The 12,973-nt window shown below is 55.4% G+C and carries 14 protein-coding genes; 10 read left to right on the top strand and 4 right to left on the bottom strand.

The window, feature by feature from the left end:
- Positions 1–32: 32 nt before the first annotated feature.
- The gene (gene cpaF, locus GXP58_03000) at positions 33–1,772 is read left to right on the top strand and encodes a Flp pilus assembly complex ATPase component (protein ID NOY52570.1); all 1,740 of its coding nucleotides are present in this window, start codon (positions 33–35) and stop codon (positions 1,770–1,772) included.
- Positions 1,773–1,784: 12 nt separating this feature from the next.
- Positions 1,785–2,606 carry a polysaccharide biosynthesis tyrosine autokinase gene (locus tag GXP58_03005; GenBank protein ID NOY52571.1) on the top strand — a complete coding sequence of 274 codons (822 nt, stop codon included), beginning with the start codon at positions 1,785–1,787 and terminating at the stop codon, positions 2,604–2,606.
- A 47-nt stretch (positions 2,607–2,653) separates the two neighbouring features.
- Here the strand turns inward: GXP58_03005 and GXP58_03010 are convergent, their stop codons facing one another.
- Positions 2,654–2,899 carry a YfhL family 4Fe-4S dicluster ferredoxin gene (locus tag GXP58_03010; protein ID NOY52572.1) on the bottom strand — a complete coding sequence of 82 codons (246 nt, stop codon included), beginning with the start codon at positions 2,897–2,899 and terminating at the stop codon, positions 2,654–2,656.
- Positions 2,900–3,173: 274 nt separating this feature from the next.
- Here GXP58_03010 and GXP58_03015 point away from each other — a divergent pair, with 274 nt between their 5' ends.
- The 6 genes from GXP58_03015 to larB all read left to right on the top strand — a co-directional run bounded on the left by GXP58_03015 (position 3,174) and on the right by larB (position 9,287).
- Positions 3,174–3,917, top strand: coding sequence for a DUF1573 domain-containing protein (locus GXP58_03015; GenBank protein NOY52573.1), 744 nt, complete (start codon positions 3,174–3,176; stop codon positions 3,915–3,917).
- Between the two features lie 3 nt (positions 3,918–3,920).
- Positions 3,921–4,916 (top strand): GTP 3',8-cyclase MoaA, encoded by a 996-nt coding sequence (gene moaA / locus GXP58_03020; GenBank protein NOY52574.1) that lies wholly within the window; start codon positions 3,921–3,923, stop codon positions 4,914–4,916.
- Between the two features lie 73 nt (positions 4,917–4,989).
- Positions 4,990–5,772 carry an alpha/beta hydrolase gene (locus GXP58_03025; GenBank protein NOY52575.1) on the top strand — a complete coding sequence of 261 codons (783 nt, stop codon included), beginning with the start codon at positions 4,990–4,992 and terminating at the stop codon, positions 5,770–5,772.
- 29 nt (positions 5,773–5,801) lie between these two features.
- Positions 5,802–6,845: an NAD(P)-dependent glycerol-3-phosphate dehydrogenase gene (locus GXP58_03030; GenBank protein NOY52576.1), complete on the top strand. Its 1,044-nt coding sequence runs from the start codon at positions 5,802–5,804 to the stop codon at positions 6,843–6,845.
- Positions 6,842–8,479: a Na/Pi cotransporter family protein gene (locus GXP58_03035; GenBank protein ID NOY52577.1), complete on the top strand. Its 1,638-nt coding sequence runs from the start codon at positions 6,842–6,844 to the stop codon at positions 8,477–8,479. The genes GXP58_03030 and GXP58_03035 overlap by 4 nt, the downstream gene beginning before the upstream one ends.
- Before the next feature lie 46 nt (positions 8,480–8,525).
- Complete coding sequence (gene larB / locus GXP58_03040; protein ID NOY52578.1) at positions 8,526–9,287, top strand: nickel pincer cofactor biosynthesis protein LarB; 762 nt, start codon at positions 8,526–8,528, stop codon at positions 9,285–9,287.
- Positions 9,288–9,420: 133 nt separating this feature from the next.
- Here the strand turns inward: larB and GXP58_03045 are convergent, their stop codons facing one another.
- A complete protein-coding gene (locus GXP58_03045) occupies positions 9,421–10,335 on the bottom strand; it encodes a branched-chain amino acid transaminase (protein NOY52579.1) in 915 nt (304 codons plus the stop codon).
- A gap of 157 nt (positions 10,336–10,492) precedes the next feature.
- Here GXP58_03045 and GXP58_03050 point away from each other — a divergent pair, with 157 nt between their 5' ends.
- Positions 10,493–11,428: a HEAT repeat domain-containing protein gene (locus tag GXP58_03050; protein ID NOY52580.1), complete on the top strand. Its 936-nt coding sequence runs from the start codon at positions 10,493–10,495 to the stop codon at positions 11,426–11,428.
- 11 nt (positions 11,429–11,439) lie between these two features.
- Here GXP58_03050 and GXP58_03055 read toward each other — a convergent pair whose 3' ends face one another.
- Together GXP58_03055 and GXP58_03060 are read right to left on the bottom strand one after the other, a co-directional pair.
- Complete coding sequence (locus GXP58_03055; GenBank protein ID NOY52581.1) at positions 11,440–11,589, bottom strand: hypothetical protein; 150 nt, start codon at positions 11,587–11,589, stop codon at positions 11,440–11,442.
- A 32-nt stretch (positions 11,590–11,621) separates the two neighbouring features.
- Positions 11,622–11,972 (bottom strand): hypothetical protein, encoded by a 351-nt coding sequence (locus GXP58_03060; protein NOY52582.1) that lies wholly within the window; start codon positions 11,970–11,972, stop codon positions 11,622–11,624.
- 145 nt (positions 11,973–12,117) lie between these two features.
- On the opposite strand from GXP58_03060, the gene GXP58_03065 reads away from it, so the two are divergent.
- A complete protein-coding gene (locus tag GXP58_03065) occupies positions 12,118–12,885 on the top strand; it encodes a DUF481 domain-containing protein (GenBank protein ID NOY52583.1) in 768 nt (255 codons plus the stop codon).
- Positions 12,886–12,973: the final 88 nt, after the last annotated feature.

Raw genomic sequence — 12,973 nt, forward strand, 5'->3', positions numbered from 1 at the left:
TGTCTCGTCTTGCATATGGAAGGATGTGAAGGGTGACGGAAAAAAATCAGAAACAGAAGATCGGCCAACTCCTGCGGGAGCTGAAAGTTGTCGACGAAGAGCAGCTTTCCCGTGCGCTGGAAGAGCAGAAACGAACCCGGGAACGGCTCGGTTCCGTCTTGATCAAGATGGGGTTTCTGACCTCGGAAGATCTCGACTATCTGTTGGCCCGGCAGTATAACGTTCCCTTCATCAGCCTGGAACAATACCGAATCGACACGCATGCGGCTCACCTCATTCCCGAAAAATACTGTCGGGAACACAACGTGGTCGCCGTGCAGCGGAACAAAAACCTCCTCAGCGTGGCCATGGCCAACCCACGAGACATTGTCGTGATCAATGAGCTTTCTTTTATTACCGGTCTTAAAATCGCTCCCGTGGTTAGTGCTGAAATCTCGATCCTCCGGACGATTGATGCTCTCTTTAAAAAGAAGGTCGTGGAAGAGACATCCCTGGACTGGGAGACGGAATTGTCCGCGAAGGAAGAGGTTGATATTGAAATCATCCGGAGCGAGGATGAACCGGCCGACATTGAAGACATTATCTCCTCCTCAGAAGAGGCGCCCGTTGTCCGGTTGGTGAACCTGGTTCTTTTGGCGGCGCTCGACAAAAAGGCGACCCATGTTCATATCGAACCGCTTATGGACACGCTTCAGATCCGGCTTCGGATCGACGGAGTCCTGACGGAACTAACCACTCCGGCGAAAAAACACCACATCAATATCATCAACCGCTTGAAGATCTTAAGCACCCTGGATATTACGAAGCACAATCTTCCCCAGGAAAACTATTTTCAGATCCGGTCCCGGGGACGGTTCGTCGATGTCAAGGTGTCGACCTTTCCCACCCGTTACGGGGAGAGCATGGTCTTAAGTCTCCATGCCCAGTATCAGAAGACTCTCGATCTGGAATCTCTGGGGATGCATCCGGATGTTCTCCAGGCGTACAAACAACTGGTGAGCGCCAAACGGGGCTTTGTCTTGGTGGTGGGCCCCAACAACAGTGGGAAAACCTCCACGATTTATTCCACCTTGAATTATTTAAACCAGCCGGAAAAGAGCCTCTATACCTTTGAGAACCCGATCAAGAACCTGATCGAAGGGATCTTCCAGGGACAGCCGAATGAAAAAGCGGGGTTTTCCTATGCCGAGGGAGTTCGTGCCATCCTGGCCCAGGATCCCGACGTCATGATGTTGGGGGATATGAATCATGCCAAGGCGATTGGACACTCCCTTCAGTCCTCCCTCTCCCGCACCCTTGTGCTGGGACGGCTCAACTACAACGATGCGGCCGGTGCCGTTCTACACCTTCTCGATATGGGAATCCCTCCCTTCCTGATTTCCCAGGCGGTTACCGCCGTGTTGAGTCAACGGATGGTACGGCGAATTTGCCCCCACTGCTCGGAAAGTTATCTCCCTCCGGGAAAAATTATTGAAGAGATCAAAGATCATGCGGGAAGCAAGGAGGTCATCTTTTACCGTGGAAGCGGTTGCCGGGATTGTGGCGAGACCGGCTATCTGGGAACGGTCGGCATTTTCGAACTGGTCCGCATGAATGAGGAGATGCGTCGAATGGTACTGGAACGGGCCGGGCGGGATGAACTCCTTGCCGCCATTCGGCGGGCGGGGACCGTTACGCTCTATCGGGACGCTCTGCAGAAGGTTCTGAGCGGGCTCACCACCTATGAAGAGATCCTCAATATAGCGGATCTTGAAGGAATACGAAAAAAGTGAACAGGGGAAAAGATGCGGAGTATTGAAGAAGGATTGGAAAAGGCTCGACGGGAACGGAAGGGGACACAGGTCGAGGGGAATCATGCCTTCCTTCAGGAGTGGCAGGGACGGTCGATCGATCGATCAAAGTTGAGCGCCTATCTTGTTTCCCTCCTGGAACCGAAGTCTCTGGCTGCGGAACAGTTCAAACGTCTTCGTACTTTAATCCTTCGGAAAATGAAAAGCCGGATGGAAAATACGATTCTTGTGACAAGTGCCGTCCAGGGAGAAGGGAAGACCACGACGGCCCTGAATCTGGCGATCTCCGTCGCTCAGGGGATGAATGAAACAGTCCTCATGATCGATACTGATCTGCGAAAACCGGGGGTCCACACCCACCTGGGGATTGAGGCGGAGCGGGGACTCGTTGATTACCTGCGGGAAGAGTGCGACCTGCCCGAACTTTTGGTCAAAACGGAAGTCCCCAAGTTGACGATCCTTCCCTCCGGTACACCTCCTGAAAACCCTTCCGAACTGCTGGCCTCCAACCGGATGAGTCAACTGCTGCGGGAGGTCAAGGGACGTTATGACAATCGGTTTGTCATCCTCGACACTTCTCCGATCAATGTTTTTACGGACACATCAATTCTGGCGCCCCAGGTGGAGGGGGTCCTCCTTGTGATCAAGGACGGCGAAACCCCCCGCGATTACGTACATCGTGCGATTATGCAATTGGAGGGCACGAATCTTCTCGGGTTGATCCTGAATCAGTTCTCCGCGCCGGAATCCCTCAAGGATACCTATTACTATTATTATGATTATGATTACGATCGTTCGGACAAGTCCCGATCGTAAAGGAGCGGCTGTACAAGACGTCCGTTTTGCAAAGAAGCCGTTCAGGATTAGAACCCCATTTGTTCTTTTCTGGCCAGAAGAATTTCCTCGTTTTCCTCGTGATCAGGGTCCGGCACACAGGCCTCAACGGGGCAGACCTCGGCACACTGGGACGCTTCATGAAATCCCTTGCATTCGACGCATTTTTCCGGATCGATCACGTAGGTCGGGTCCCCCTCGGCAATGGCGCTGACGGGACAGACCGCTTCACATTCCCCACAGGCGACGCATTCATCGTTGATTCGATAGGCCATCTTGAGTTCCTCCCTTGAAAGATTTCCGGCATCATCAAAAGTCTCTCCGCCTGCTGCGTTTATGAGTCCGCATTGAGCTTCGAAGATGTTCCTATGTAATGACAGAGATTCCCGGACCTGTCAAGCATTCTCCGATTTTTGCGGGTTTTCTGTTGCCGAAAGCCTGCAAGACCGACGGACAATAAGGTTGACAGAAAATCAAGGAAACTTTATACTTTCTGCGCAGTAGTTGGACGGAATTGATCCCGGACGATGCGGGGGAAGGGAGAAGGAAATGAGGCAGATGCGTGTACTCTTTGCAGTCATGGGGCTGTGCTTTCTCATCAGCCTGTCCCAGGCCGAGGCGGCAAATCCGCGGATATCCTTTCAGGAGAAGGATTACAATTTTGGAACGGTGAAAGAAGGAACGGAGGTGACCCATGAATTCAGTTTTCGTAACGGGGGAGACGCCGATCTGGTCATCACCGATGTCAAGACCTCCTGCGGATGCACGGCGGCGGTGACTTCCGCCAAAACAATTGCCTCGGGAAAGAGTGGGACGCTGAAAGTGACCTTCAACTCCCGGGGGCGCCGGGGACACCAGACCAAGACGATTACCGTTTATTCCAATGATCCCGGACAACCCCGGGCGGCGGTCCGGCTGGAAGGTGAGGTGGATGCCGGAGATCAGCCGAAGATCTTTGTGAACCCCATGCGTCTCGATATCGGGGTCGTCCCCCCCGGGGAGTCGGTGGTACGGGAACTCTCGGTCAGTAACAAGGGAACGGCGGAACTCGTCCTGGAAAATTTCGTCGGGCGAAACAGCGTCGCCGTGGAAACAACGGGTGGCGCAAAGATCGAACGGACGGTGAAACCGCAGAAGACGGTCAAAATCCGGGTAATCGTCACACCGAAGAAGAGAGAAGGCGTCTACCAGGGCTATTTGCAGATCCGAAACAATTCCCTTCGTCGTATTGTTACGGTCCCCGTCTACGGTTACGTCAGCGATAAATACGAATTGAAACCGCAGTACCGATAGGGTATGGCACTTTTTGACCTCCACAAACGTCGCATCAACTATCTTCGCATCTCCGTGACCGACCGGTGCAATCTTCGATGCCTCTACTGTGTGCCCGACCGTGAACGATCCTTTCTTTCCAGGGAGGAGATCCTCCGTTATGAAGAGATCCTCCGGGTGGCATCTTTTGCCGTCCGGGAGGGAATTACGAAGATCCGTATTACCGGCGGGGAACCTCTGATTCGTCGCGGTGTCGTCGATCTGATCGCCCGTCTTCACCGCATCCCCGGCCTTGTGGAGATCAGCCTGACCACCAACGGCATCCGCCTCAAGGACCTTGCCCGTCCCCTTTATCTCGCAGGTGTGCGGAGGATCAATATCAGCCTTGACACCCTGAACCCGAAGCGGTTCCGCCGGATCACCCGGCAGGGGGCAATTGATGAGGTCTTCGCCGGAATCGCCGCTGCGGAGGCGGAAGGATTTTTTCCGATCAAGTTGAACATGGTCGTCATGAAGGGGGTCAATGACCATGAAATCCCCGAGTTTGTCCGCTTGGCCCGGGAGTCCCCCTATCACATACGTTTTGTCGAATTGATGCCGATGGGGCTTTGCCCCGTCCCCCGGCATTCCTTTCTTCCCGCCACCGAGATCCTGGACGCGGTCCGATCTCATGCCGATATCTCGCCGGTGCCCCCTCATCCCTATGAAGGTCCCGCCGTTCGTTACCGGATTCAAGGGGGCAAAGGAGAAATCGGGATCATCAGTCCTTTGAGCAACCACTTCTGCGGTTCCTGCAACCGTCTGCGGTTGACCGCCGACGGACATTTACGGAGCTGTCTCTTTTCGGATCGGGAGATCCATCTCAAGCCGGCCCTGCGAAACGGCCGGGATAACGCAGCGATCGAGAAACAGCTCAAGATCCTTTTTCAGCAGGCCCTTCACGCCAAGCCGGCCGGTCATATGATTCGTTCCGATGATTCCGCAGGCCTCGCCCGGACCATGACGGCCATCGGCGGCTGATCGGGAAGAGATTGTCATCGCCCGCCCGTAATCAATGGCGTTCACTGTATTTCCCGCAGGAGAAAAAAGGCGGATGCCCGACATCGAGATTCAGGGCCAACGAATCCACTACCTGGACCGGGGGAAGGGAGAGGTCGTCTTCATGCTCCACGGGCTGGCCGGGTCCTCCCGCTTCTGGGAGGATACCCTGAACGTTCTTCCGGAGGGGTTTCGGGGGATTGCGCCGGACCTGCCCGGGTTCGGAGACTCGGAAAAGCCGAAACGGAGATACAGCTGTTCCGATCATCTTGCGATGATGCAGGGATTGGCGAATTTCCTCGGGCACAAACCACTTTTTCTTGTGGGCCATTCCATGGGCGGGGTGGTGGCGCTCTTGTGGACACTGAATATGCCGGAGACCGTCCGGAAGATGATCCTGGTCAATGTCCCGGTCTCCGGAGGACGCGCCCTCCATGGACGGGGAAGAATCGGTGCCGCCCTGCCGGGTCTGGCTGCCGTACAGATCGGGCTCCATCTACCCCCGGTCTTGTGGATGCTGCGCAAATTTCTGCGATACTATTATGTTCTCGATCCCCGTTTCACAAAAGACGCAAGAAAGGCGCCCCTCTACAGTTTATGGGGAAACGCCAGGGCATTGAAAAGACTCGATCTTTCTCCCCGGTTGTCTGAAATCAAAGTCCCGACCCTGGTGATCGGCACCCGGAAAGACGGAATCGTCCGCCCTTCGGAATTTGAAAAAACGGCCCGGAAAATTCCCGGCTCCGAAGCAGTCTGGATCGACGGGGCCGGCCATTGTCCCACGTTGGAACGGCCGGAGGAGACTCACAGGATGATGATGGCGTTTCTGAAATCGTAAAACAGTATGGTAAGTGAAGGAGTTTAGAGATGAACGAAAAGGTCGCCGTCATCGGCGCCGGAGCCTGGGGAACCACCCTGGCCAATCTCCTTGCTAAAAAGGGAATAAACGTTTCCCTGTGGGTCTTTGAAAAGGACCTTGCGAAGAGGATGGGGGAAGAACATGAAAACCGGCTCTATCTTCCCGGCGTCCTGCTGTCGGAACGGCTTGTCCCCTCCTCCTCTGTGGAAGCGGTTGCGCACGGATGCCGAACTTTTTTGCTGGTGACTCCTTCCCACGTAACGCGGAAGGTGATCCGGGCCTTTGCGCCCTCTCTTCCCGACGATGCCCTGGTGATCAGCGCCGGCAAGGGGATAGAAAATGAGACCCTCATGACCCTGTCGGAGGTCCTGCCCGCGGAATTGCCGCAACTCCCGAAGTCGAACTTCGCCTATCTTTCGGGACCGAGCTTCGCCCGGGAGGTTGCCGCCGAACTTCCCACGGCGGTCTCCGTGGCATCGAAGGACCGCAGGACGGCCGAGGTGGTACAGCAGCTCTTCTCCACCCCCTACTTCCGGGTTTATACCACACCGGATGTGGTCGGCGTGGAGCTGGGTGGCGCCGTGAAGAACGTCATGGCCATTGCCGCGGGCTTAAGTGACGGCCTTGGGTTCGGTTATGATACGAGGGCCGCTCTCATCACCCGTGGATTAAATGAGATGTCCCGTCTCGGCACAACCCTTGGGGCGCTGCCGCGCACCTTCATGGGGCTGGCCGGGCTGGGGGATCTCGTCCTCACCTGCACGGGAGATTTGAGCCGGAACCGGACGGTGGGGCTGAAACTTGCCGAAGGCAAGACGATGGAGGAGATCGTCAGCACGACCCGGACTGTTGCCGAAGGGATCCGGACTACCCGGTCGGTTCATGACCTGGCTGCACGGGAGGGGGTGGAGATGCCGATTACCCGGCAGGTCTACCGGATCCTCTACGAAGGGATCGACCCGAAGGATGCCGTACGGGAATTAATGAGCCGGGACCCGAAGGATGAACTGGAAGAGGAGGAGGATCGAAAACGGATGGGGTGGAGTTCATGACACCGGGTGAGGTCTTTCGGATTTTCATGGGGATTTTCGGCGGCGTGGGGCTCTTTGTCTACGGAATGAAACGGACCGCCGGCGGTCTCCAGAAGGTCGCCGGAAAACGGATGCGTGACATCCTGAGCAGTCTGACCGACACCCCCGTCAAGGGGACCGTCATCGGTGCCCTCATGGCGGCCACGATTCAGTCTTCCAGCGCCACCACGGTCATGCTCGTCGGTTTTGTGAACGCCTCTCTCATGACGCTGACCCAGGCCATCGGCGTGGTCTACGGCGCAAACATCGGGACCACCTTCACCGTCCAGTTGATCGCCTTCCGGCTGGCCGACTACTCCCTTCTCCTTATCGGGACGGGGGTCCTCCTCTATGTCTCCAAGCGGAACCGGCTTGTTCAGTATCTCGGGCAATCCATCCTGGGCTTCGGTTTCATCTTTCTGGGGCTGAAGATCCTGTCCGAGACCACACTTCCCCTTCGTTCCTATCCCGGCTTCGTAGATGCCATGGTCTCCATGGGAGCTTACCCCCTCTTCGGGATCGTCGTCTCCGCTGTTTTCACCGGGATCATCCAGAGCAGCGCCGCCACCATCGGCATTGCCATGGTCCTCACCAGCCAGGGGATCCTCGATCTCAGTGCAGCGATTCCGATATTTCTCGGCGCCGACATCGGGACCTGCAGCACGGCACTGATCTCCAGCATCGGATCGAATCGGGAAGGCAAACGGGTCGCCGTGGCCCATCTCCTTTTCAACCTGATCGGGACGATGCTCATTTATCCCTTCATGGGACAGTTCCATGATCTGATCCTCTGGGTCTCCAACCCCTTTACCTCGAGCGTCTCCCGGCAGATCGCCAACGGGCACATGCTCTTCAAGCTCCTCGATACGCTGGTCTTTCTGCCCCTGACGGTCCCCTTCCGAAAACTGATTATCTTCATGCTCCCCATCGTCCCGGAACTTGAACGGGCCTTCCGGGTCCGTTACATCGATGAGCAGGTCCTTGACACCCCGGAAATCGCCCTGGGCGAGGCCTACAAGGAGGCGGAACGGATGGGGTACCGGGTCCTGGAGATGCTGAAGACATCCATCATCGTTTTCCAGGAGGATGATGATTACCTCCGGCAGAAGCTCAAGAAGATGGACAATGAGATCGACTTCCTCGATGATGCAATTACCCGCTATCTGACCACCCTTTCCCAGGGTGACCTGACGGTCGAGCAGTCCCAGCGGGAGGTCTCCCTCCTCTATTTTGTGGATGATCTGGAGCACATCGGGGACCTGATCGACAAGAGTCTCATGGAACTCGCGAGGAAGAAGATCGATCTCCGGCTGAGCTTTTCTCCGGCGGGCGTACAGGACATCATCCGGATGCACCACCAGGTATGTACGCACCTGCAACAGGCAATCCGGTCCTTTATGGAAGACGATGATGGCCTGGCCCGGCAGCTCCTTGATGCCTCGTCCCGCATCGAACAGCTGGAAGCCGATCTCCGTCTGGCCCATGTCAAGCGGCTCCACGGAGGACTTCAGGAGACGATCGATACCAGCTCAATCCACCTCGACGTGATCAGCACTTTCAAGCTGATCAGTGCCCACACCGCCAATATTGCACAGGTTGTCTCCGGAGAGGTCTGAAAAATGAAAATTCACCCGCAGGAAAAAAACCGGAAAGGAAGAGTGCATGGACCCCGATGAGTTGAAGAAATTGCTCCAGGAGATCCGAAAGGGAAAGATGAGTGTAACCGAAGGGATGAAGCGTCTGCGGGATCTCCCTTATGAGGATCTCGGTTTTGCCCACATCGATCATCATCGGGCACTCCGCCAGGGGAGTCCGGAAGTGATCTTTTGTGAAGGAAAAACGGAGAGCCGGATTGTGCAGATTGTGGAGCGGATGCTGGCACAAGGGTATGACGTGTTGGCGACGCGGGCCTCTCCGTCCATCTACCGGGAGATCCGGAAACTCGACGGGAAGGCCCGGTATTACACAGACTCCCGTACCATCGTGATCCGGCGGAAAAAGAAACGCCTTGTGGGAAGCATCCTGATCCTTTCCGCCGGGACCTCGGACATCTCCGTCGCCGAGGAGGCGGCCGTCACGGCCGAGACCCTGGGGAGCCGGGTGGAGACCCTCTACGACATCGGCGTCTCGGGAATCCACCGCCTCTTCGACCAGCGTGAAAAGATTATGTCCGCCCGGGTCCTCATTGTTGTTGCCGGAATGGAGGGGGCACTGGCCAGCGTTGTCGGAGGGCTGGTCGATAAACCAATCATCGCCGTTCCCACCAGTATCGGATACGGTGCGAGTTTCGGCGGGATTGCCGCCCTGTTGGGGATGCTCAACTCCTGTGCCGCAGGCGTGGCCGTCGTTAACATCGACAACGGTTTCGGTGCGGGGGCCATGGCACACCGGATCAACCTCCTCGGAAAGAGTCCATCGAGTTAAAGACTGTATGACCTGCGCCCAGCTGGAACCGAAAGATATTTACGACAAAGTCCTTCGGTGGACAGACAAAAGGGCCTTCCGCTATTTGTGCTGAAGGCCCTTTCCGACAGATGGTTCCCGACTGCCGTTGTTCTCAGATCTTTGCGAGCCACTCGGGGTGCTTGCTGTTTTTCCCGTGGACCGCCTCGAAGTAGCTCGACTGGATTTTCCGTGTCACCGGTCCCGGCTTGCCTTCCCCGATGGTCCGCCCGTCGATCTCCCGGATCGGGGTGATCTCGGCGGCGGTGCCGACAAAGAAGGCCTCGTCGGCGATGTAAAGCTCATCCCGGGTAAACCGTTCCTCCGTAACCTCAAGGCCCGCTTCCTTTGCGAGCGTCATCACCGATTCCCGGGTGATCCCCTCAAGAATCGAGGTCAGAGGAGTGGTCTTGATCCGTCCTTTCCGGACGATAAAGATGTTCTCTCCCGGACCTTCAGAGACATACCCCTCGGTATCCAGCAGAAGTGCCTCATGATAGCCGTGAGCAATCGCCTCCCTCTTGGCGAGCTGGGAGTTGATATAGGAACCGCAGGCCTTGGCCTTGGTCATGGCGGTATTGACATGGGTTCGGGCGTAGGAGGAGACCATGACGCGGATCCCGTTTTTCAGCCCATCTTCCCCGAGGTAGGTCCCCCAGGGCCAGGCGGCGACGGCAACCTGAATGGGATTGTCCTTGACGTAGAGTCCCATGTCCCCGTAACCGATGAAAACGAGAGGACGGATGTAGCATTCGGTGAGGCCGTTGACCCGGACCGTATCGAGGTTTGCTTCGAAGAGTTCGCGGTTCGTGTAGGGGATCTCCATCTGCATGATGTGAGCCGAGGCGAAAAGGCGATCCACATGCTCCTGCAGGCGGAAAATGGCCGAGCCGCCGTCGATTTCGTAACAGCGGATCCCTTCGAAAACTCCCATGCCGTAATGGAGGGTGTGGGTCAGGACATGGACATTCGCCTCCGACCAAGAGATGAATTTCCCGTCCATCCAGATTTTTGATGCTTCCTGAATCATTGCTTTCATTCTCCTGCAGAGAGTTACAAGTAAAATAAGTTATAAGATTCTTTCGGGCCTGTCAATCATTTTCAGGTTTGTGCAAATGGATTGATTGACAGGTATTTATAACTCATTGTAAAATAATAAAAAGTAATAAATTTATTTCGGATTTTTCATGATTTCGATCGCATTATCATTCCTGGTTTTCCTTGCGGGGTTTCTTACCGGGATTCCGGCGGGGTACTGTGTCCCGCCCGGAGGAGTGAGACTGCATCTTGATGAACACTACACCGGAGAGATTTCTCCTCCCGTAAAGTCCTTCCATTCAACGGTTCCGGTTGTCGAACGTCAGGGAACAGGCTCAGAACTGGATGGGTTTTCCCCGGAATTGCCCGTCCCATTTCATCCGGGTAGGACTCTTCTCGTCCTGGTCGGGATGACACTGTTCACGACCGTTTTTGTCCTGCGCCGGAAGAGTGCCGAAAAGAAAACTTATACTCAAACGTCATCCGCCATGCATGAGCCGGCGTGCCCGAAAGATCCTTTCCCTGAACGTCCGGACATACCGGAGAATTACTTAACCCTTTCCATGATTCGCTGTGATGGCGCGAAAAGAGGGAAGGTTAACCGGGACCGCTTGATGGTTCTTCTGGAATCGGTTCGTGATTCTTACGATTATTCCCGGTTGATCTACCGGATGGGAAGGCTCGGAATGAAGGAGGCCCTGCCCCGGATTCTCGGGGAACTGGCCCATCCCGATGCATGCGTCCGCAGGGCGGCTGCCGCAGCGCTGGTCCATTTGAAAAGTGATGGTGTTGAGGAGCGGATGATCAACATGGCCGGAGGAACCTCTCCCCATGTCCGCAGAGCGGCCCTGCTCGTCCTTTCCCGCATCGGTTCGGCACGATGTTATGAGGTTGTGCGTCAATCGAACTGGGATTTCGAACCGGAGGTACGAGAGGCTGCGGCCATTGCCCTGGGGCGGCTGCAGGTTCCCGATGCTGAATTTGATCTGCATCAGATCCTGGGCGATTTTGAAGAGTCGGTCAGAAAGCGGGCGGTCCGGGCTTCGGAACAGTTCTATGGGAGATTGCAGCAGAAAGGCGGATGACGGGAGTTCGGTTAGCGGCCGGATCGGTTTCCGGAATTCCGGATCTTCCGGAGTCCCTTCCGCAGCAGGATGATTACGATCCCGCCCAAGACGACGACCCGGGCAATTGTTCGTATCGCCACCCCGAACACCTCCCGATCAAGAATTTGCTCCAACGCCATGTTCCCTCCTTTTGCAGTCTGCCGGAACGGCTCTATCGGCGGGCCGGTCCCTCTCGCGGCGTATTGTTCTGAGTACCCTCGTCCCGAACGATTCCTTCGATCTCAAAGATTTCTCCCCACATGTGAAAACCGACCCGGTCTTTCAAGACCTTTCCCCGGAACCGGACAGGAAGATTGTCTTTCCGGAAGGGAGCGGGGAGATTGACCGGATCATAGCGCCGGCCATCCTTGCTCACGATCCCGTAGAATCCACCCTCCAGAGAGATATACCGGATCGTCCCCGGGATCATCGTTTCTTCCCTGGGACAGGCAACCAGGAGAAAGGACAGAAGCCCGAAAAGGATCAGGGTCTTTTTGATGTTGTCGGCAATCATTTCCGGCAATCTCTTTTTCCTTGATTTTTTCTTCCTGAATCATTCATGATATTTCTTCCATCAATAGCGCGTTCCGGAGTGGAAAGCAAGTTTTTTGCCGGGTCTGTCCCTATACGGAACAGATTACGGAGTATCATGACAGGGAAGCGTAAGAATGAATAAACGAAAAAAAGTGGGCAAAAACAATCCCCCTATGTCCCTTGCCGCTCTGAGTCTTGCGGTACTGCTTCTGCTGTCGATGCCGAGGATCCTTCTGGCGGGAGAGTCCCCGCAGGGGACCTGGGGCGGCAAGATGGAGTTCAGTCTCCTCACGGCCCAGGGGAATTCGAGTACCCAGACAGGAAGCCTCAAGGCGAAAGCGGCCAGGGAAACGAAAAAAGATAAATGGATCGCACGAACCGGCGGACTACTTTCGAACAGTGATGGAGCAAAAACAGCGGAATACTATTATCTCAACGGCGAATACAACTACCATCACAGTGAACTGACTTATAGTAGCTATTTTCTCGGTTGGCAAAAGGACACCCTGGCGGGTCTGAATACCCGGCTGACGGGCCGAGTCGGCCTTGGGCATACATGTTTCAAAAAGGAGCTTGATTCCCTGGTTACCGAGGCGGGACTGGCCGTCGTTTATGAAAACAAAAAAAATGAAGCCTCGAACACCTTCCCCGAGGGACGTCTCTTCGGAAAATACGGCCATACCTTCCGGGAAGGGGTAATTTTTACGCAGGAGGTAGAGGGGCTGCAGGATTTGACGATGCTCACCAAATACCGGATCAATTCCCTCTCGGCGCTGGAAGTGAGGCTCAACAACCACTGGGCCGTTAAGGTCTCCTTAACCGTGCAATATGACCATGACCCGGCCGAAGGGTTTCTGAAAACCGATACCTTCACGGAAACCTCTTTTGTCTATCAATTTTAGCAAGTTTTGTACACTCCGTGATTCCGTCTTGACAATATCCGGTCGGAGGCTGATACTTTACAAGTTTTTTTTCAATCGGTTTTGCTTC

The organism is Deltaproteobacteria bacterium (assembly GCA_013151235.1).
GTDB lineage: Bacteria > CG2-30-53-67 > CG2-30-53-67 > CG2-30-53-67 > CG2-30-53-67 > JAADIO01.

What these genes read in the sequence shown, in the direction of transcription:
- GXP58_03005 (NOY52571.1), top strand. Translation starts at nt 1,785, where the DNA reads ATGCGGAGTATTGAAGAAGGATTGGAAAAGGCTCGACGGGAACGGAAG.
- GXP58_03010 (NOY52572.1), bottom strand. Translation starts at nt 2,899, where the DNA reads ATGGCCTATCGAATCAACGATGAATGCGTCGCCTGTGGGGAATGTGAA.
- GXP58_03015 (NOY52573.1), top strand. Translation starts at nt 3,174, where the DNA reads ATGAGGCAGATGCGTGTACTCTTTGCAGTCATGGGGCTGTGCTTTCTC.
- moaA (NOY52574.1), top strand. Translation starts at nt 3,921, where the DNA reads ATGGCACTTTTTGACCTCCACAAACGTCGCATCAACTATCTTCGCATC.
- GXP58_03025 (NOY52575.1), top strand. Translation starts at nt 4,990, where the DNA reads ATGCCCGACATCGAGATTCAGGGCCAACGAATCCACTACCTGGACCGG.
- GXP58_03030 (NOY52576.1), top strand. Translation starts at nt 5,802, where the DNA reads ATGAACGAAAAGGTCGCCGTCATCGGCGCCGGAGCCTGGGGAACCACC.
- GXP58_03035 (NOY52577.1), top strand. Translation starts at nt 6,842, where the DNA reads ATGACACCGGGTGAGGTCTTTCGGATTTTCATGGGGATTTTCGGCGGC.
- larB (NOY52578.1), top strand. Translation starts at nt 8,526, where the DNA reads ATGGACCCCGATGAGTTGAAGAAATTGCTCCAGGAGATCCGAAAGGGA.
- GXP58_03045 (NOY52579.1), bottom strand. Translation starts at nt 10,335, where the DNA reads ATGATTCAGGAAGCATCAAAAATCTGGATGGACGGGAAATTCATCTCT.
- GXP58_03050 (NOY52580.1), top strand. Translation starts at nt 10,493, where the DNA reads ATGATTTCGATCGCATTATCATTCCTGGTTTTCCTTGCGGGGTTTCTT.
- GXP58_03055 (NOY52581.1), bottom strand. Translation starts at nt 11,589, where the DNA reads ATGGCGTTGGAGCAAATTCTTGATCGGGAGGTGTTCGGGGTGGCGATA.
- GXP58_03065 (NOY52583.1), top strand. Translation starts at nt 12,118, where the DNA reads ATGAATAAACGAAAAAAAGTGGGCAAAAACAATCCCCCTATGTCCCTT.